Below are 17,843 nucleotides of genomic sequence, written 5' to 3' on the forward strand. Positions count from 1 at the left end.
CTGCAGGGCGTGAAGATCAACGACAAGCACATCGAGGTGATCGTCCGCCAGATGCTGCAGAAGTGGGAGATCCTCGACTCCGGCGAGACCACGCTGCTCAAGGGCGAGCATGTCGACAAGGCCGAACTGGAGGCGGCGAACGCCAAGGCAGAGGCAAAGGGCGGCCGCCCCGCGCAGGCCGAGCCGATCCTGCTGGGCATCACCAAGGCCTCGCTGCAGACCCGCAGCTTCATCTCCGCGGCGTCGTTCCAGGAAACGACGCGGGTGCTGACCGAGGCGGCGGTGCAGGGCAAGCGCGACAAGCTCGTGGGCCTGAAGGAGAACGTGATCGTCGGGCGGCTTATCCCTGCCGGCACGGGCGGGGCAACGCAGCGGGTGCGCCGCATCGCGCAGGAGCGCGACAACGTCGTCATCGAGGCGCGGCGGGAACAGGCCGAGGCCGCCGCGGCCCTGGCGGCGCCCGGCGACGGGGCGGCCGACGCGGATTTCTTCGTCGAAACGCCGGAAAGCCGCGAGGAGTGAGCGCCGGCGACCGACGTTCGCGGACGTTCTGAGCGCAAGGCAGGCGGCGGTGATCCGGGTGATCGCCGCCGCTTTTTCGTCTCGGCCCGTCTGCCACGCGCGTGACGGGGTCTCCCGCGCTCGTGATGGAACGGCACGGGGGCCATGGCGTTCCGATCCGGAAGGAGGGCCAATGATGTTCCGCAACCGCGATTTCCCGATCCTTGCCGCCTGTGTCGCCGCCAGCGCCGGGGCCACACCGCTCATCGCACAGGAGCGACACGAGTGGGGCGCGCGCAATTCGGACCACGCGCCGCTCTACGACGCGCAGTTTCGCGCGCCGCTGGTCGTCTCGGAGGTCACGCCCGAAACGGAGGTTCTGGCAGACGATCTCGAACATCCCTGGGCGATCGCCGCCCTGCCGGAGGACGACGGTTTCCTGGTCACCGAACGGCCCGGGCGGCTGCGTCACCTCGCTTCGGACGGCACGCTGTCCGATCCGGTCGCCGGCGTGCCGGAGGTCGAGAACCGCCCGCAGCGATCGGGCGGCACGCCGCAGGCCGGCCTGATGGACGTCAAGCCGGGCCCGGATTTCGCCACGTCGCGGATGGTCTACCTGACCTACGCGAAACCGGTGGGCGACGGCCAGTCGGCCACGGCCGCCGCGCGCGGGCGGCTGTCCGAAGACATGACGCGGCTCGAGGATGTCGAGGACATCTGGGTGCAGGAACCCGCCTCGTCCGTGCGGATGCACTATGGCAGCCGGATCGTCTTTGACGGGGCGGGGCATGCCTTCGTCACGACCGGCGAGCATTTCACCCAGGACGAGCGCGAGCTTGCGCAGGATCTGGATACCGGACACGGCAAGGTGATCCGCATCGAACTCGATGGCGACATCCCTGACACGAATCCCTTCGCCGGCCAGGACGACGCGCGCGACGCGATCTGGTCCTACGGCCATCGCAACGTGCAGGGCGCCGCGATGATCGGCGAGCAGCTCTGGGTGGTTGAACACGGCCCCGCGGGAGGCGACGAGTTGAATCTCGTGCTGCCGGCACGAAACTACGGCTGGCCGGAGGTGAGCTACGGCGTGCAGTATTCCGGCGGCGCCGTCGGCTCGGGCGAGCCGCGACAGCCGGGGTTCGAGGAGCCGATCTATTTCTGGGATCCGGTGATCGCGCCGGGCGACATGACGGTGCACGCGGGAGCGCAGTTCGAGAACTGGAACGGCGATCTGCTGATTGCCGGGCTGGTGGCCAGCGGGATCGTGCGGCTTGCGCTGAACGGCCCGATGGTGACGGAAGAGGAGCGGATCCTGACCGACTTCGGCCGGGTGCGTGACATCGAGATGCTTGCCGACGGCAGCTTCGTCTTCGCCACGGACTATGCGGACGGGCGCATCGTGCGCGTGACGGAGCGCGACGGCTGACGCGGCGGCGAAGCGGTTTGCAAACCGCTTCAAGCCGCGCCTGCGCGGCTGAAGGGCCTTTCAAGGCCCTTCGCTTGCTCCGAAGACCGCGCGCACCCGATCCGCGTCGATCGCAAAGCGCGCGCGAAGCTCCGCCTCGCCCGCGGCATCGAGCAGCGGCAGGTCGACCGGCTTCACATGCTTCTTCTGTCGCGAGTCGTTGTGATCGTTGTGCCCACGGACATACATCGCCTCATGCGTGAAGGTGACCGTCGGCATGAACTGGTTGATCCGGTTGTGGGCGAAGTTCATCAACGTCAGCTTCACGCCCGGCTGAACCGCCGCGGCCTGCGCCACGCCCCAGTAGGGGGTCACCGTGGGTTCGGCGCGCACCCCCTGCGCCGTCGGCCGCGCCAGCCAGCCGCGGTTCCAGTCGAAGCCCACCATGCGATGCGCTCTGGTCAGCGCGGCGCAGTCGGCGGCGGCCGCGCGGAGCGTCTCGACGAAGGTCACCGCGACCGCGTCGTCGTCGTCATGGCGGAACATCAGACAGGGGCGTCCGTCCCGCGCATCGTTGATCACCTCCTGGCAGACCTGCCGGTGGGGCCCCGGCGGACGCGCAACGATGCGGGCCTGGGGGAAATCCGCGACAAGGGATTTCAGCCGTGCGCGCAGGTATCGGGGCATCGCCTCGCCCACGAGGATGAGGAAGGTGAAGTCGGGGTCGGTCTGCGCCTTCAGCCCCGGCAGGCAGATCGTCTCGAAATGGCGGAATCGCTCCTCGATGCGCGCGGGCGCATAGAGATAGGCGATGCGTTCGGCAACCGAGCCGTGCTCGACCTGAAAACCGCCCTCGGCCGGATAGGAGAAGCGGCAGAAGCCGATGACCTGCACCATCCGCCAGGGTTTCCCTTGCTGCCAGACCGGCGGGACCTTGCCGCGTCGCACGCGGCGAGGCAAGCGCGGGGAGGATCGTGCAGTGCCCCGGCCATGCCAGGATTGCGTTGCGCGCTGTCGCGAACCCGCCCCGGTATCGGTTCGCGGACCCGGCACCGGGGCATAAGCGTCGGCTATGAGCTGATCCGTGTTCCGGCGCGACAGGGCGCGGGCTTGCAGCGGCGAAGCATCTGCGCCGTGCGCTGCCCCACTTTCGGCATACCGTGTCGTTCGGGAGAGGAAGGCCAATTCGATCCACGACTGTCCGACGACAGTTCCCGCCGCGGCGCGCGCATTCTGCGGATCGAAGGTCCCCTCGATGGTCGTCGCACGCGGGGTCAATGCTTGATGCTCGGCGGCGCAGGATCAGGTGCGAAGCCGGCAGACGCCCCTTCGGCTGCGCTGCCTCCGGATCCTCCTCGGCGTGGCGGCCGAGGGTGACGGCGGCCACTGCCCAAACGCCCTTGGCCCCCAGCCCCTGCATCCCGTCGTGGGCGCGGGTCTCCAAGCTCTCCATCGGGCAAGTCGAGACCCTTGGCGGCACAGGCAGGAACCGCTTGACCGCCGAGCACCAGCGCAGCGCGTCGAGCATGTCCGTGCCGCTCCGGTCCTTCACGGTCACTGCGCAGCCGCGGTGACCGAGACGGGGCGCGAGTGACGGATCGCTACGCCCGCGCGCAGCGCGAGTTGCTGGTCAGGCTGGCGGCGCGGCTGGAAGACCACGGGAAGGGCTTTGGCGAGGCGGCGCAGGTTCTGGACCTGCTTTCGGGGCTTTACGACCGTGCGGCGTTGACGGCGACCACCCATAGGCGGGAGTGACAGACGCGACAGCGCCCTTGCAGCGTGTGGCCGGCCAGCTCAGACGGCGACGGGACCGAATCGTTCCGCCAGCCGCGCCCAGCAGTCGGGCGAGGCGGCGGTCAGCAGGTAGCCCTCGCGCCGCGCGGCGGTATAGGGCGCGCCGTCGAGGAAGGCGGCGTAGCCGCCCGCCTGCCGGCAGAGCAGGACGCCAGCCGCATGGTCCCAGGGCTTCGGATCGACGCCGAGGCAGAAGTCGGCGTGCCCCTGCGCGAGCAGCCTGTATTCATGCGCCGAGCAGCGCAGCGAGGTGGCGCGGCGGAACTCGGGGAACAGGGCCGCGACGGCCGGGCGCCGGTCCTCCGGCACGAGCGACAGGGGCACGAAGCCGGACATCTCCGCGATCTCGCGCGCGGGCCCCATGCGCAGCGGGCGGTGGGGTCGGCCAGGCCGTTCCAGCCGCGTGGGCCGGTCCTCTGCCGCGCTGATCCAGTCGTCGCAGACGGGATCGTGGATCATCGCCCAGACCGGCTCGCCAAACCGGCAGGCGGCGAGGATCACGCCGAAGAGCGGCAGGCCGCGGGCGAAGTTCCAGGTTCCGTCCACCGGATCGACGATGAAGGACAGTTCTGCCTCCGCGATGCGGTCGGGCAGGGACCGGTCGGCCTCTGCCGCCTCCTCGCCCACGATCAGCGCCTCGGGAAAGAGCGCCCCCAGCCCGCGCGCGATCATCGCCTCGGCGGCGGTGTCGGCCTGGGTGACAAGGTCGTCGGGGCCGGATTTCGCGGTGACCTCCGCCTCTGACAGGGCGCGGAAACGCGGCAGGATCTCGGTCCGCGCGGCGCGGCGGATCAGGTTGACGATCTGCGCCTCGCGGGCGGGGGTGAAGGGCATCGGCGGCTCCCTGGCTGCGGGCCGCATGTGCCAGCCACGCAGCAGAGCGGCAAGTCTATTCGCGGGCGCGCAGCACCTGTGCAGGTCGCGCCGCCAGCGGCCGCCAGGCGAAGGCGAGCGTGGCCCCCAGCGTGGCCAGGACACCGCCGGCGACGATGACAAGCGCGGAGGACCAGATCACGGCAAAATCCGTCTCCATCACGAAATGCGTGACCGCCCAGCCGCCGCCGATGCCGGCGGCCAGGGCCACCGCCGCCGCACCCGCGCCGATCAGCGCCGCGCGCAACGCGAAACTCATGAGGATCCGCGCCCGCGCCGCGCCCAGCGTCTTGAGCACCGCGGCCTCGTAGGTGCGCGCGCCCTCGCCGGCCGCGGCGGCGCCGATCAGCACCAGAAAGCCCACCAGAAGGGTCGCGGAAGCGCCCCAGGCGGTGGCAGAGGCGATGCCTGCCAGCAGGTCGGAGACCCGGTCGATCGCGTCGCGCACCCGGATCGCCGTGATGTTCGGATAGGCCGAGGCAAGGTCGCGCAGGATCGCCGCCTCTGACGAATCGTCGGCATAGACGGTGGCGATGAAGCTGTGCGGCGCGGCCTCCAGCGCAGAGGGATTCATCGCCATGATGAAGCCGATGCCGGCGGTCGAGAAGTCCACGACGCGGAAATTGGCGACCTCCGCCGTGATCTCGCGGCCAAGGATGTTGACGGTCAGCGTGTCGCCCAGTTGCAGCCCGATCTCGGCGGCCTCCTCGGCGGCGAAGCTCACCAGCGGCGGTCCGTCGTAGTCCTCGGGCCACCAGTCGCCCTCGGTGATGACCGTGTCCTCGGGCGGGGCGGCGGAATAGGTCACGCCGCGGTCGCCCTGGATCACCCAGTGGCCGCCCGCGACCTCCGATGCCGGCTGCCCGTTGATCCGGGTGATGACGCCGCGCAGCATCGGCGCGCTGTCCACTTGCGACACCGCCGGATCCTCCATCAGCCGCTCGCGGAAGCCCGGCATCTGGTCCTTCTGGATGTCCACGAAGAAGTAGCTGGGCGCCACGTCCGGCAGATCGCGGTCGATGGCGGCGCGCAGGTTGCCGTCGATCTGCCCGATCGCCGCCAGCACCGACAGGCCCAGGCCCAGCGACAGCATCACCGGCGCCACGGCGCCCCGCCGCGCGCCGATCGCGTCGAGCGCCCAACGCAGCGCCGCCCGGCCCCGCGCCGCCCGGACGCCGCGTCGTGCGAGCCAGCGCAGCCCCTCCGCCGCGAGCGCGAGCAGCACCAGCGCCGCCGCGATCCCGCCCGCCGTCCAGAGCGTCAGTTCCGCATTGCCCGAGAACCAGACCGCGAGGCCCAGGAGCGCCGCGATCAGCGCGACCGTCGCCACGACGAAACGCGCCGCGGGCAGGGCGCGCGCGCCCTCCAGCGCGTCGCGGAAAAGGGTTGCCGCGCGCACCTCTTCCGTTCGCGCAAGCGGCCAGAGCGTGAAGATCAGCGCGGTGAGCACGCCGTAAAGCGCGGCCTCGACAAGCGGTCCGGGGTAAAGGCCGAAGCGTGCAGGCACCGGCAGCCGCGCCTCGATCAGCGGCGCGAAGGCCAGCGGCACCAGCGCCCCCAGCAGCAGCCCGATGAAGATGCCCAGTGCCGCCAGCGCCCCGATCTGGATGAAGTAGGTGCGAAATACCGTCGCCCGGTCCGCGCCCAGCGTGCGCAGCGTGGCGATCACGCCGGTCTTTTCGGCCAGGTAGGCGCGCACGGCGGCCGACACGCCGATGCCCCCAACGGCAAGGCCCGACAGCCCCACCAGCACCAGAAAGGCGCCCAGCCTGTCCACGAACTCCGCGATCCCCGGCGCGCCGTTGCGCGCATCGCGCCAGCGCAGCCCCGATTCCTCGAAGCGGTCGAGCGCCTCGGCGCGCAGCGCGTCGAGATCCGTGTCCGCCGGCAGGTCGAGCCGGTATTTCGTGGAAAAGAGCGTGCCCGGCGCGATCAGCCCCGAATCGGCCAGGGCCGCGGTGGGCACCAGCGTCCGGGGGCCCAGACCGAACCCGTCGCCCGCCGCGTCGGGCTCGCGCGCGAGGAGTGCGGTCAACACGAAGTCCTGCGTGCCAAGGCGGAAGCGGTCGCCCGGGGAGAGGCCCAGCCGGTCGGCCAGCACCCGCTCCATCACCCCGCCGGGCAGGTCGCCCTCACCGGCGAAGGCGGTCTCCAGCCCCATCTCGGGCTCCAGCACCACCTCGCCCACCAGCGGATAGGCGTCATCCACCGCCTTGACCTGCGTCAGCGCGCGCTCGGTCTCTTCCCCCCGCTCGACCACGGCCATCGAGCGGAAATCGACCACCTCCGAGACCGCGTTCGCCGCGTCCTCGAAGAACGCGCGCTCCTGTTCCGTGGCGAATCGATAGGTGAATTCAGCCTCCGCGTCCCCGCCCAGCAGGACGGCGCCCTCGGCGGCCAGCCCGCCCTCGATCGCCGCGCGGATGCTGCCCACGCCCGCGATGGCCGCGACGCCCAGCGCAAGGCAGGCCAGGAAGATGCGAAAGCCCCGCAGGCCCCCGCGCAACTCGCGCCGCGCGATGCGGGCCGCGGCGGGCCAGCTCATTCCGCGGCCTCGCGCGCGTCCTCCGCGATCCGTCCGTCGGCCAGCGGCACGACCCGGTCGCAGCGCGCGGCCAGTTCGCGCGCGTGGGTCACCAGCACCAGCGTCGCGCCGTGCCGGTCACGCAGGCCGAAGAGCAGATCGACGATCGCCTCGCCCGTCGCGCTGTCCAGGTTGCCGGTGGGCTCGTCTGCCAGCAGGATCGCGGGCCGCGGCGCGGCGGCCCGCGCCAGCGCCACGCGCTGCTGCTCGCCCCCCGACATCTGCGAGGGGTAATGGTCCGCCCGGTGGCCCAGCCCCATCGCCTCGAGCTCGGCCTGCGCCCGGTCGAAGGCATCGCGGTGGCCGGCCAGCTCCAGCGGCGTCGCCACGTTCTCCAGCGCCGTCATCGTGGGGATCAGGTGGAAGGACTGAAAGACCACGCCCATGTGATCGCGACGGAAGCGCGCCAGCGCGTCCTCGCCCATCGTGGTCAGGTCGCGGCCAAGGGCTTCGACCGATCCGCTGGTGGCGCGCTCCAGCCCGCCCATCAGCATCAGCAGCGAGGATTTGCCCGAGCCCGAGGGCCCCACAAGCCCCACCGTCTCGCCGCGCGCGATGTCCAGCGAGATGCCATGCAGGATTTCCACCGGCCCGGCATTGCCAGCAAGCGTCAGGGTGACATCTTCGAGAGTCAGAACGGGATCGGTCATGAAAGGGTCCGGGTGATGCTGACGAACCTCTCATATGGGCCGCGGCTGCGCGAAGCCAAGGCGCTTGCCGCCGCGCTCTTCCTGCTCGCCACGCCGGCCACCGCGCAGGAGGTCACGCTGGTCGCGCTGGGCGACAGCCTGACGCAGGGCTACGGCCTGCCGGAGGACGAAGGCTTCGTCGCGCAGATGCAGGACTGGCTCGATGCGCAGGACGCCGAGGTGAGCCTCGTCAACGCCGGCGTCTCGGGCGACACCACCGCAGGCGGCCTTGCCCGCGTCGAGTGGTCGCTGACCGACGAGGTGGACGGCATGATCGTGGCGCTGGGCGGCAACGACCTGTTGCGCGGCATCGACCCCGCCGTCAGCCGCACGAACCTGCGCGGCATCCTCGAGGCGGCGGAAGGCCGCGACCTGCCCGTGCTGCTGGTGGGGCTAGAGGCCACCGGCAACTACGGCCCCGACTACAAGGACGCCTTCGACGCGATGTATCCCGACCTCGCCGCGGAGTTCGACACGCTCTACGCGGAAAACTTCCTCGCGCCGCTGGCAGAGGATGGAGAACCGGCCACCGCGCGCCGCTTTTTGCAGGCGGACGGCATCCACCCGAACGCAAAGGGCGTTGCACGCATCGTCGAGGCGCTGGGCCCGCGCGTCCTGGACCTCGCGCAGGCCGCCCGCGCGGGGGACAGCTAGCAGGAAACGGGGTGAAACGAAAACGGGCCGCCCCCAGGGAGCGGCCCGCCAGACAGTATGTGAACCCGGCTCAGGCGAGCGCGATGTTCACCGCCGACTGCCGGCCGTCGCGGCCGGTCTCCAGGTCGAAGGTAACCTTCTGGTTGTCGGCAAGGCCGGTCAGCCCCGAACGCTCGACGGCCGAGATGTGCACGAACACATCCTTGCCGCCGCTCTCGGGCGCGATGAAGCCGTAGCCTTTGGTGGTGTTGAACCATTTGACGGTGCCATTGGCCATCGTCTGTCTCCCAGTCGTGTCGTGTGCTGCCCGCGGAATTGCGGCAGCGTGGCTCGGTCAGTGCAGGATCGAGAAACTGAGCCGATAGGAGCAGCAGTAGTCGATAGCCGTAACGTCGCGCTGCGTCAAATGGCGCATCCGCGACGTTCTGTCAATATCCTCGGCCCTGCGCTTGGCGGTTTCGTGCCGGTCTTCGCCCCGCAGACCGGACCGTTCCTGCGCGCGCCCGGTGCCTTCCTCTTGCCGGAAATACCCTCGGGGGGTGAATGCCGCGGCACGCGGCAGAGGGGGGCAGACAGCCCCCCTCCGGCGATGCTTCACATGAAGGCCTGCAGCCCGGTGATCGCGCGCCCCAGGATCAGCGCATGCACGTCATGCGTGCCCTCGTAGGTGTTGACGGTCTCCAGATTCAGCATGTGGCGGATCACCTGGAACTCGGCCGAGATGCCGTTGCCGCCGTGCATGTCGCGTGCGTGGCGCGCGATCTCCAGCGCCTTGCCGCAGTTGTTGCGCTTGACGAGAGAGATCATCTCGGGCGCGGCTTCCGCCCGATCGAGCAAGCGGCCCACCTGCAGCGAGCCCTGCAGCCCCAGCGCGATCTCCGTCATCATGTCTGCCAGCTTTTTCTGGAAAAGCTGCGTCTGCGCGATCGGCTTGCCGAACTGCTTGCGGTCGAGGCCGTACTGCCGCGCGGCATGCAGGCAGAACTCCGCCGAACCCAGTACGCCCCAGGAAATGCCATAGCGCGCCCGGTTGAGGCAGCCGAAGGGCCCCTTCAGCCCCTCGACATGGGGCAGCAGCGCCTCCTCGCCTACCTCGACGCCGTCCATCACGATCTCGCCGGTGATCGAGGCGCGCAGGGACAGCTTGTTGCCCACCTTGGGCGCGGAGAGGCCCGTCATCCCCTTTTCCAGCACGAAGCCGCGGATCTTGCCGCCGTGCGCGTCGGACTTCGCCCAGACCACGAAGACGTCGGCGATGGGCGAGTTCGAGATCCACATCTTGGAGCCCGTCAGGCGGTAACCGCCCGCGGTCTTCTCGGCGCGGGTCTTCATCCCGCCGGGGTCGGAGCCTGCATCGGGCTCCGTCAGGCCGAAGCAGCCGATCCACTCGCCCGAAGCGAGCTTCGGCAGGTACTTCTGCCTCTGCTCTTCCGAGCCATATGCGTAGATCGGATACATCACCAGGCTCGACTGCACCGACATCATCGAGCGGTAGCCCGAATCGACGCGCTCGATCTCGCGCGCGACGAGGCCGTAGCTCACATAGCCCGCACCCAGCCCGCCGTACTGCTCGGGGATCGTCACGCCCAGAAGGCCCATCTCGCCCATCTCGCGGAAGATCGCCGGGTCGGTCTGCTCCTCGTTGAAGGCCTCGATGACCCTGGGCTGCAGTTTTTCCTGCGCATAGGCGCGTGCGCTGTCGCGGATCATGCGCTCGTCTTCCGCGAGCTGGGTGTCAAGGCGGAACGCATCCGCCCAGTCGAAGCGGCCGAGATCCGGCCTGTCCTTTGCCTTGAGCGAGGGCACGGGGTTGTCGAGGGTCATGGGCTTTCCTTCCTCCGGGATGGTCCGGAACTGAAACCTTCGCCGCCCTTATACTATTTCACGCGCGCCGGAAAAAACGTCTTTCCGGCATCGAAGCATGTGCTTTAGACATATGTCATGCCCTGGTCGCGCCGTTACCTTCCCTCGCTCGCCCTGCTGCGTGCCTTCGAGGCTGTTCTGCGCACGGGCTCGACCACCGCCGCGGCGGACGAACTCGGCATGACCCAGGGCGCGGTCAGCCGCCACATCCAGAGCCTCGAGGCGCAGCTGGGCACGGAGCTTTTCCTGCGCGAGCGGCGCGCGCTCGTCCCCACGCAGGCCGCGCGCAACTATGGCCGCAGCGTGGCGCAGGCGCTCGACCTCATCGGCCGCGCCTCGATGGAACTGACCGCGAATCCCGGCGGCGGCACGCTGTCGCTCGCCATCCTGCCGGCGCTCGGCACCCGCTGGCTCGCGCCGCGACTGCCGGCCTTCCTGTCGCGGCACCCGGGCGTGACGATCAACCTCGCCACACGCCTGCGCGCCGTGGATTTCGAAGCCGAAGGCTTCGACGCGGCGATCCATTTCGGCGCCGCCGACCGTCCGGGCTGCGACCACCTCAAGCTCGGCGACGAGCCGCTGGTCGCCGCCTGCGCGCCCGCGTTTCTCAAGGCGCATCCCGTTGAGCGCCCGCAGGATCTCTTGCACCTGCCGCTGCTCCAGCTGGAGACTCGCCCCCGCGCCTGGGAACGCTGGTTCGCCCATCACGGGATCGAGCGGGCGGGCCCGCAGGGCATGATCTTCGACCAGTTCGCCACCATGACGCAGGCGGCCATCGCGGGGGTCGGTGTCGCGCTGCTGCCCGAGTTCCTGGCCGATGCGGAATTCGCCGACGGCCGCCTCACCCGCGCATGGGGCGAGCCGGTGAGCGGCCGGGGCGCCTACTGGCTCGTCTGGCCCCGGGCGAGGGCCGACTACCCGCCGCTCCGGGCCTTCCGGCAATGGATGGCGCAGCAGAGCCTCGGGGCCGGCCCCTGATCCCTGTTCCGCCCGCACTGCATCGCGCCGGATCAGGGTATTTGGGGACCATTGAGCCCGCAGTATTCACCGAATAGGTCTGAGCTGCTGGTTTGGCGGTCGTGGGCCGGTCGTGAGGACCGGTGAACTTCATGTTGTCATAGATTCCGCGAGCGCAGGCCGCGCCGAAGAATGCGAGACGCGGGAGAAGATCGACGCGGCGACCGCACGGGTCGAGGCGTCCCAGAAGGCCGACCCGATCGGGCTTGTGCTTCTTCTGCGGTATTCCTTCGTCCTCCATCTGGCTCGAAAGCCTGCTTCAGAAAGGACAACGCTTCAGGGAGCGGGCTGGGCAACCGCTGCCACGGACGCGTTTGCGGCCGCGTCTGCTGCGGACCGCCCAGCCGGCTGCGCGCCTCGGGCGCGAGCGGCCGCCCGCGGTGCAACAGTTTGCGGGTTTGCGACTTGGTGAGCCTTGGACCTGTTCGCTGTTCGGCGATCTTGCACCGGTTCACACGCCACTGGCCCGGCAAGAAGGCCACTGGCCCGGCAAGAAGACTGCCGGACCACTGGCCGATCGTCGCGCGGGCCTACTCGCGCCGGAACGGCGGCACCGCGTCAGGCGCTTTCGGGCTCGCGGACGACGCTTTCCTGGAGATAGGCCTCGAGACTGTCGTCCAGCGCATCCTTCCACGGCGTGTGGTGCAGCGGTGCCATGGTGCCGGTGATGACCGACCTGTAGCTGTTGTTGCGGAAGGCCATGATGTCGTCGGCCTTGTGCTTCTTCCATTGGTAGAAGGCCTCGCAGGCGCCATCCACGTCGAAGCTCGGGTAGTCCGTCTCGGCAATCAGTTCCTTGATGTAGTCGCCCTGATAGCGGATCGCGTACTTGGCGTCGTCGCCGGCCTCTTCCCGCTCTTCGCGCTCCTTGACATCGGCCAGCATGTCTTCCTTGGAGACCTTCGACAGGTCGATCCTGCCCATGATCGCGTCGCGGACCCACCAGGCCTGCGCATCGAACATGTTGAAGGTGAACCACTGGTCCTGCATGCCCAGGTAGAACATCTTCGGGTTGTGGACAAAGACCACGCCCTTGTAAAGATCGGCGGTCGCCAGCCGGTTCGCGGTCTTGAGCCGCAGGTCGTCGGGCAGGAAGCTGAAATAGTGCTTGTAGCCGGTGCACAGGATGATCGCATCGACCTCGCGGCAGGAGCCGTCCGAGAAATGCACCGTGTTCCCGTCGACGCGGAGCATCGCGGGCTTCTCCTCCCAGTTGTCCGGCCACTTGAAGCCCATCGGAGCCGACCGGTAGCAGGAGGTGATCGACCTGGCGCCATACTTCCAGCACTGGGAGCCGATGTCCTCGGCCGAGTAGGACGAGCCGACGACGAGGATGTCCTTGCCGGCGAACTCGCGTGCGTCACGGAAATCATGCGCGTGCACGAGGCGGCCGTTGAAGGATTCGAAGCCTTCGTAATAGGGCACGTTCGGCGTCGAGAAATGGCCCGATGCGCAAACGACGTGATCGAACTCTTCGGAGTAGGTGGTATCCTGCGTGTGGTCATGAACCGTCACGGTGAACAGGCCGGACGCGTCGTCATAACTCACCCAGCGCACGGCGGTGTTGAAGCGGATCATGTCGCGCACGCCGGCCTTTTTTACACGTCCCTCGATGTAGTCGAAGAGCACTGCCCTCGGGGGGTAGGACGCGATCTGCTTGCCGAAATGCTCTTCGAAGGAATAGTCGGCGAACTCCAGGCCTTCCTTCGGGCCGTTCGACCACAGATAGCGATACATGGAGCAGTGCACCGGTTCGCCGTTCTCGTCCAGACCGGTCCGCCAGGTGTAGTTCCACAGACCGCCCCAGTTCTTCTGCTTCTCGAAGCAGACGATCTCGGGGATCTCCTCGCCCTGCTCTCTGGCGGACTGGAACGCGCGAAGCTGGGCCAGCCCCGACGGCCCCGCCCCGATGATCGCCACGCGTCTTGCAACCATGTTCGAATCTCCCTGGCTTGTTGTCGCGATTGGTGCTTTTGGTATGAACCAAACTTGTTCGGCCAACTTGTCCTGTCAACATATTTTCACAACAGGGATAAATTTTCTCCTGCAATGAAATTCGTCTCGCTTTTTTTGCGGTCAAAGGGGTGATAGGCATTGGCATGCTCAGTTCCAGCTTCGCCCATCGCATGGCCGTCACCTCCCTGTTTCCGAGCGACCGTGTCGGAATGCAGGAAGCCGTGAAGATCGGATTTCTCGCACCACTGACCGGCCCGGTCAGCTCGTGGGGTCTGCCTGGTCTTAACGGATGCCGGTTGTGGGAAGACTGGGTCAACGCGGCTGGCGGTCTGCTGATTGGGGGGCGACGCTACCCCGTCCGGATCATTCCTTTCGACTGCGGATACGATCCCGACCGTGCCGTCGAGGGCGCGCGGCATCTCGTGCTCACCGAGCAGGTGCGCTTCCTGATGATGCTGGGCGGGGATTCCTTCACCCCCCTGCGCGGGTTCCTGTCCGAAAACAGGATCCTGACCTCGACGCTCCTGCCCAGCGACCTGTCGCCCGACACCCGCTACCTGATCGCGCCCTCCGAAGTGCATCCCATCTTCAACGTGACCGGCGTGGAGTGGCTCGCTCGCAGCCGGCCCGAACTGCGTCGCGTGGCGTTGTGCAGCCAGAAGGATGCACTGGGGCTGCCGTCCATCGCCACGTATCGCGCCGCCTGCGAGGCGGCGGGACTGGCCGTCGTCAAGGACCTGCAATACGCGCCGGGCTTGTCCGACGTCGCGGCGATCGTGCAGCCCATGCTGGACGCCAAGCCCGATATCCTGTGCTGGTGCACCAGCTACACGCCGATGGTGCATGCGATGACGGAATACGCGCACCGAAAGGGATTTGCCGGACAGATCCTGTCCTGCACGCTGGACAACTACCAGCGGTTGGTGGCACGCACCTCGCCGGACTTCCTGGAAGGCACGGTCTTCCAGTTTCCCGATTTCGACGATCCCAAGCTCGCGCGCAAAGCGTTCTTCTTCAGCCGTCCAAGCACGTTCTTCAAGGAATATAACGCCCGCTATCCCGGCACCTGGAGCGCGGTGAGCTGGGAATACGTCGCGATCCTCGATATCTGGCAGGCTGCAGTCGAAAAGGTCAGCTCGGTGCATCCCGTCTCGGTGCTGGCCACGATGAAGCAGATGGAGCATGTGACCCACGCGTTCGGCCCGGCCCGCTGGTGGGGGGAGTCGATCTTCGGCATCGACAACGCGCTGATCGGGGACTGGCCGGTGGTGGCGCTGCAGGACGGCAAGGCGCGCATCCAGGCGTTCGAGTCGATTCCCGGCTGGTTGGAGCGGCACGAGGACCTGTTGCGCCGGCACATGCAGCGCGTCGGTCAGCTCTGGCAGCAGCGCGTCGAGGCCGGCGGCCGTCCTATCGATCTGACCAGCCGCGCGCTTGCGGAGTGACCCGGATCAGTCGTGGTGCAGGAAGAGCTTCTGTTCTTCCACAAGGTGCAGCTTGATGATCTCGACCGCGGCTTCGACATCGCGCGTGGCGATCGCGTTGAACAGCGAGTTGAACCGCGTCTGATAGTCCTGGATACGGCCGGGGGTCAGGTGCTTGCGCATCAGCGCGGTGCGAAAGCTCTGCCGGCAGACCTCGATGGTCAGCTCGTAACAGGATTCGAGCAACGGATTGCGGGTGGCCCTGGCCACGCAGCGATAGAATTCTTCCTCGCAGCGGGTGAATTCGTTGAGATCCGTGCGCACGGCCTCGATGCGGGCCACGATGCAAGCCAGGGCGTCGAGTTCCTTGGGTGTCATGTTCATGACGGCAAGGCGGACCATCTCCGGTTCGATGATCGAGCGCACGATGAGGTGGTCGAGAGGGCTTGTGCGTTCGCCGACCGAACCCGGCAGCGGTGCATCGAGGTGGTCGGACTGGAAGATCACGAAACTGCCGCTGCCCTGCCGGCGCCGCACCATCTTGCGTTGTTCAAGAACGTCCAGGGCATCGCGCAGCGTGTTCCGGGACACGCCGAGTTCGGCCGCCAGGGCGCGTTCGCTGGGCAGGCGCGAATCCGTGGGGTAGTTGCCGGCCTGGATCCGCGCGGTCAGGGTATCGACGACGATCCGCACGGTTTCGCCCAGGCTCTGGCCGACCGGAAGATCGGCATTCGATGTCTTGGCCATTCGGGTGTGGGCCCCGCTTTCGCTGCAATGCGGCGTATATGGGCGAGAAGCCGCGCCGCCGCAAGTTCGAGCGAGGCATGCCGAAGGCCCCGGCCGAAGCCGGGGCCCGTTGCGGCATGCGCTGTGCTCAGGTGGCGGCGCCGCCGGCCGGGATCGGACCGCGCTCGGGCGTGAGGGCCGCAGGTGCCGTCACCGGCATGTTGTCCGCATGAGTAAGCACATCCGCCTCGAGGTCCCAGACCTTCCGATCCAGCCCGTCGATCTGGTCGTCTTCGCTGACGCGCATGCCGATCGTGTTCTCGAGGATCAGCGACAGCACCGCCGCGGTCACGACACCGGCGCCGACGCAAGCCGCCACGCCGACAAGCTGCATGCCGAGCGAGATCGCGCCGTGCTGAAACGCATAGGCGCCTTCCTCGACGCCAAGGTAGCCGCCGCGCGGTGTGCCGGCCTTGACGATGCCCAGAACGACCATCCCGAAGATGCCGCTGCCCAGGAAGAGCGGGAAGAGCTTGTGCTCGTCGATGCCGCGCTTGAGCGTGAACTCGTAGACGAGGAAGGCCGCAAAGGGCGCCGCAAGGCCGAGAAGGAAGGCCTGCCAGGGCATCCAGACATCGAAGCCCGAGGCGCCGGCGACATAGCCCGCGAGCGGTCCCAGCAGCGTATAGGCGTGGTTCCCCGACCGGTAGGCGAGGATCAGCCCGGTGATCGCGCCGCCGGCCCAGGTCAGCGCGTAGTTGTTGATCGCGACGCCGACGCTGGTATCCGCCATCGTGACGCTGACCGCGAGCGCTTCGGGATCGAAGAAGAACAGGCAGGACAGGATGACCATCGGCAGGCCCGCGAAGATCATCAGCAGGCCCGGTGCGCAAAGGCCGATGCTGGGGGCGAGATAGGCCGTCACGCGCGGATGCGCCGACATCATGCCCGGACGCGCGCCGAGGCGCAGCGTGAAGACCAGCGCCATGCCGGCGGGGAAGAGATAGACAAAGCCTACGCCGAAGAAGTCGTGGAAGCCGGCATTCGTCAGCGGCCCGACCGAGCCCCAGGTCGCGAAGCTGAGATAGGAGGACACGACCGTCGCCACCACGCAGGTCACGTAATAGGCCGGCGCCGTCATCCGCTCGGAGACCGAGAAGTGCAGAAGGACGTTGATGATGCCCGCGAAGACCGCGAGGAAGAACACGAAGATCTGGAAGGTGTTCAGCCCGGGGAAGACCGCCGGGTCGACCTCCTGCGCGAGCGCGTTGGTCATGCCGCCGCCCAGCCACCAGTCGCGCACCGAATCCATGATCGTCGCGTCGACCATGACATAATACTGTGCCGCCCAGAGGCCGAAGCCGATCACGTAGTAGGTCGCGAAGCCGAGGAAGAAGCCGAGCGTCTTCTCGATCGTCGAGTTGAACAGATTCCTCCGCCGTGCGGTTCCGGCGTCGATCAGCAGCAGTCCGACCACCACGAGGATGGCGCCCACCGTGCCTGAACCATAGAGCAGGTTCTGAACCAGTGAGTTGAGCGTGACTTGTTCCGCGTAGAAGGCGGTCTCTTCAGGTGACATGGTCTTCTCCCTTGTTTCCGTTTTTTGCTTGCAGATCCGCCCGACATGGCGCGTGACCTCCCCGGACCAATCCGACCTTTTCGGGCCTGTTGCGGCACCGTGGTATGATGTTGGAGAAAAATTGGTGCTGTGGAAACAAGTTTTTTACCCATGAGAAACTTTGTTTCTCAGATTTCAGGCAGCAGAACGTCTTTCGAGCGAAAATGCGCCACGACGAGGCGGTTACGCCTTGGCAAGGATGTCATCCTAAGCGTCTGACAATAAGGGGTTTGCTTTGAGGGTGCACCAAGCGTGCCGCTTCGTTGGGCGAAGTTGGCCCGGCAGCGTCGCGCAGGATTTTGGCCTTGACTGACAGGAATAAAAATTGATTATCGGGAATAGATTTCGGGCAAACTCGTTTGTCGGAAGGGGAATCGCGCATGTCACTGGACGATACAGGCATCTGGTCTGCGGGGCGGTCTGAAGGGGAGGGCCGGAAGACGCCGGAGGGACCTCAGCTGGCGGAGGCGGGTCCAAGCCGCGGTTCGGGCGCTTCCGGCAGACAGGCCGCGGCGGCGGGATCTGCTGATCGAGTATCTGCACCTGATCCAGGACGCGAAGGGGCATATCCCGGCGGCGCATCTGCGGGCGCTTGCCACCTTCTACGCCGGTTTCTATCCGGTCCGCGGGGACGAGGCGTCGCCGCCCGATCCCAAGGACCGGGTCTGCGGATCGCTCTCCCGCGAACGCGCCAGATCCGAGGCGCTGCTGAAGGCGCTGGAGAACGGTCACGATC

Annotated in this window: 14 protein-coding genes and 1 pseudogene; 6 read left to right on the plus strand and 9 right to left on the minus strand. The window is 67.7% G+C overall.

Annotated elements, in window-relative coordinates:
* Together ACLFOB_RS02805 and ACLFOB_RS02810 are read left to right on the plus strand one after the other, a co-directional pair.
* Positions 1-522: pseudogene (locus ACLFOB_RS02805) on the plus strand (DNA-directed RNA polymerase subunit beta'); the annotation flags it as partial.
* 175 nt (positions 523-697) lie between these two features.
* Complete coding sequence (locus ACLFOB_RS02810) at positions 698-1,930, plus strand: PQQ-dependent sugar dehydrogenase (protein ID WP_410924749.1); 1,233 nt, start codon at positions 698-700, stop codon at positions 1,928-1,930.
* 60 nt (positions 1,931-1,990) lie between these two features.
* Here the strand turns inward: ACLFOB_RS02810 and ACLFOB_RS02815 are convergent, their stop codons facing one another.
* Positions 1,991-2,803 (minus strand): putative rhamnosyl transferase, encoded by an 813-nt coding sequence (locus ACLFOB_RS02815; RefSeq protein ID WP_410918078.1) that lies wholly within the window; start codon positions 2,801-2,803, stop codon positions 1,991-1,993.
* Positions 2,804-3,499: 696 nt separating this feature from the next.
* Here ACLFOB_RS02815 and ACLFOB_RS02820 point away from each other — a divergent pair.
* Positions 3,500-3,664 carry a hypothetical protein gene (locus ACLFOB_RS02820; protein ID WP_410924751.1) on the plus strand — a complete coding sequence of 55 codons (165 nt, stop codon included), beginning with the start codon at positions 3,500-3,502 and terminating at the stop codon, positions 3,662-3,664.
* A 39-nt stretch (positions 3,665-3,703) separates the two neighbouring features.
* On the opposite strand, the gene ACLFOB_RS02825 is transcribed toward ACLFOB_RS02820, so the two are convergent.
* From ACLFOB_RS02825 to ACLFOB_RS02835, 3 genes are read right to left on the minus strand one after another with little or no spacing between them, the layout of a single operon-like run.
* Positions 3,704-4,537 carry an inositol monophosphatase family protein gene (locus tag ACLFOB_RS02825; protein ID WP_410924753.1) on the minus strand — a complete coding sequence of 278 codons (834 nt, stop codon included), beginning with the start codon at positions 4,535-4,537 and terminating at the stop codon, positions 3,704-3,706.
* Positions 4,538-4,592: 55 nt separating this feature from the next.
* Positions 4,593-7,121, minus strand: coding sequence for an ABC transporter permease (locus ACLFOB_RS02830; RefSeq protein ID WP_410924754.1), 2,529 nt, complete (start codon positions 7,119-7,121; stop codon positions 4,593-4,595).
* Entirely contained in the window at positions 7,118-7,810 is a 693-nt protein-coding gene (locus tag ACLFOB_RS02835) for an ABC transporter ATP-binding protein (RefSeq protein WP_410924756.1), read from the minus strand. The genes ACLFOB_RS02830 and ACLFOB_RS02835 overlap by 4 nt, the downstream gene beginning before the upstream one ends.
* Positions 7,811-7,825: 15 nt before the next feature.
* On the opposite strand from ACLFOB_RS02835, the gene ACLFOB_RS02840 reads away from it, so the two are divergent.
* The gene (locus ACLFOB_RS02840; RefSeq protein WP_410924758.1) at positions 7,826-8,503 is read left to right on the plus strand and encodes an arylesterase; all 678 of its coding nucleotides are present in this window, start codon (positions 7,826-7,828) and stop codon (positions 8,501-8,503) included.
* Positions 8,504-8,573: 70 nt separating this feature from the next.
* Here ACLFOB_RS02840 and ACLFOB_RS02845 read toward each other — a convergent pair whose 3' ends face one another.
* Both ACLFOB_RS02845 and ACLFOB_RS02850 read right to left on the minus strand, forming a co-directional pair.
* Positions 8,574-8,780 carry a cold-shock protein gene (locus tag ACLFOB_RS02845; RefSeq protein ID WP_410924760.1) on the minus strand — a complete coding sequence of 69 codons (207 nt, stop codon included), beginning with the start codon at positions 8,778-8,780 and terminating at the stop codon, positions 8,574-8,576.
* 317 nt (positions 8,781-9,097) lie between these two features.
* On the minus strand, positions 9,098-10,327 hold the full coding sequence (locus tag ACLFOB_RS02850) for an acyl-CoA dehydrogenase (protein WP_410924762.1): 1,230 nt from the start codon (positions 10,325-10,327) through the stop codon (positions 9,098-9,100).
* Between the two features lie 117 nt (positions 10,328-10,444).
* Here ACLFOB_RS02850 and ACLFOB_RS02855 point away from each other — a divergent pair, with 117 nt between their 5' ends.
* The gene (locus tag ACLFOB_RS02855; protein ID WP_410924764.1) at positions 10,445-11,344 is read left to right on the plus strand and encodes a LysR family transcriptional regulator; all 900 of its coding nucleotides are present in this window, start codon (positions 10,445-10,447) and stop codon (positions 11,342-11,344) included.
* Positions 11,345-11,941: 597 nt separating this feature from the next.
* On the opposite strand, the gene ACLFOB_RS02860 is transcribed toward ACLFOB_RS02855, so the two are convergent.
* Positions 11,942-13,318, minus strand: a complete 1,377-nt coding sequence (locus tag ACLFOB_RS02860; RefSeq protein WP_410924766.1) for a flavin-containing monooxygenase — start codon at positions 13,316-13,318, stop codon at positions 11,942-11,944.
* A 164-nt stretch (positions 13,319-13,482) separates the two neighbouring features.
* On the opposite strand from ACLFOB_RS02860, the gene ACLFOB_RS02865 reads away from it, so the two are divergent.
* Positions 13,483-14,784: an ABC transporter substrate-binding protein gene (locus tag ACLFOB_RS02865; RefSeq protein WP_410924768.1), complete on the plus strand. Its 1,302-nt coding sequence runs from the start codon at positions 13,483-13,485 to the stop codon at positions 14,782-14,784.
* A 6-nt stretch (positions 14,785-14,790) separates the two neighbouring features.
* On the opposite strand, the gene ACLFOB_RS02870 is transcribed toward ACLFOB_RS02865, so the two are convergent.
* Complete coding sequence (locus ACLFOB_RS02870) at positions 14,791-15,510, minus strand: FadR/GntR family transcriptional regulator (RefSeq protein ID WP_410924770.1); 720 nt, start codon at positions 15,508-15,510, stop codon at positions 14,791-14,793.
* A gap of 127 nt (positions 15,511-15,637) precedes the next feature.
* Positions 15,638-17,068: an ammonium transporter gene (locus ACLFOB_RS02875; protein WP_410924771.1), complete on the minus strand. Its 1,431-nt coding sequence runs from the start codon at positions 17,066-17,068 to the stop codon at positions 15,638-15,640.
* Positions 17,069-17,843: the final 775 nt, after the last annotated feature.

It is taken from the genome of Rhodosalinus sp. (assembly GCF_046542825.1).
Taxonomy (GTDB): Bacteria; Pseudomonadota; Alphaproteobacteria; order Rhodobacterales; family Rhodobacteraceae; genus Rhodosalinus.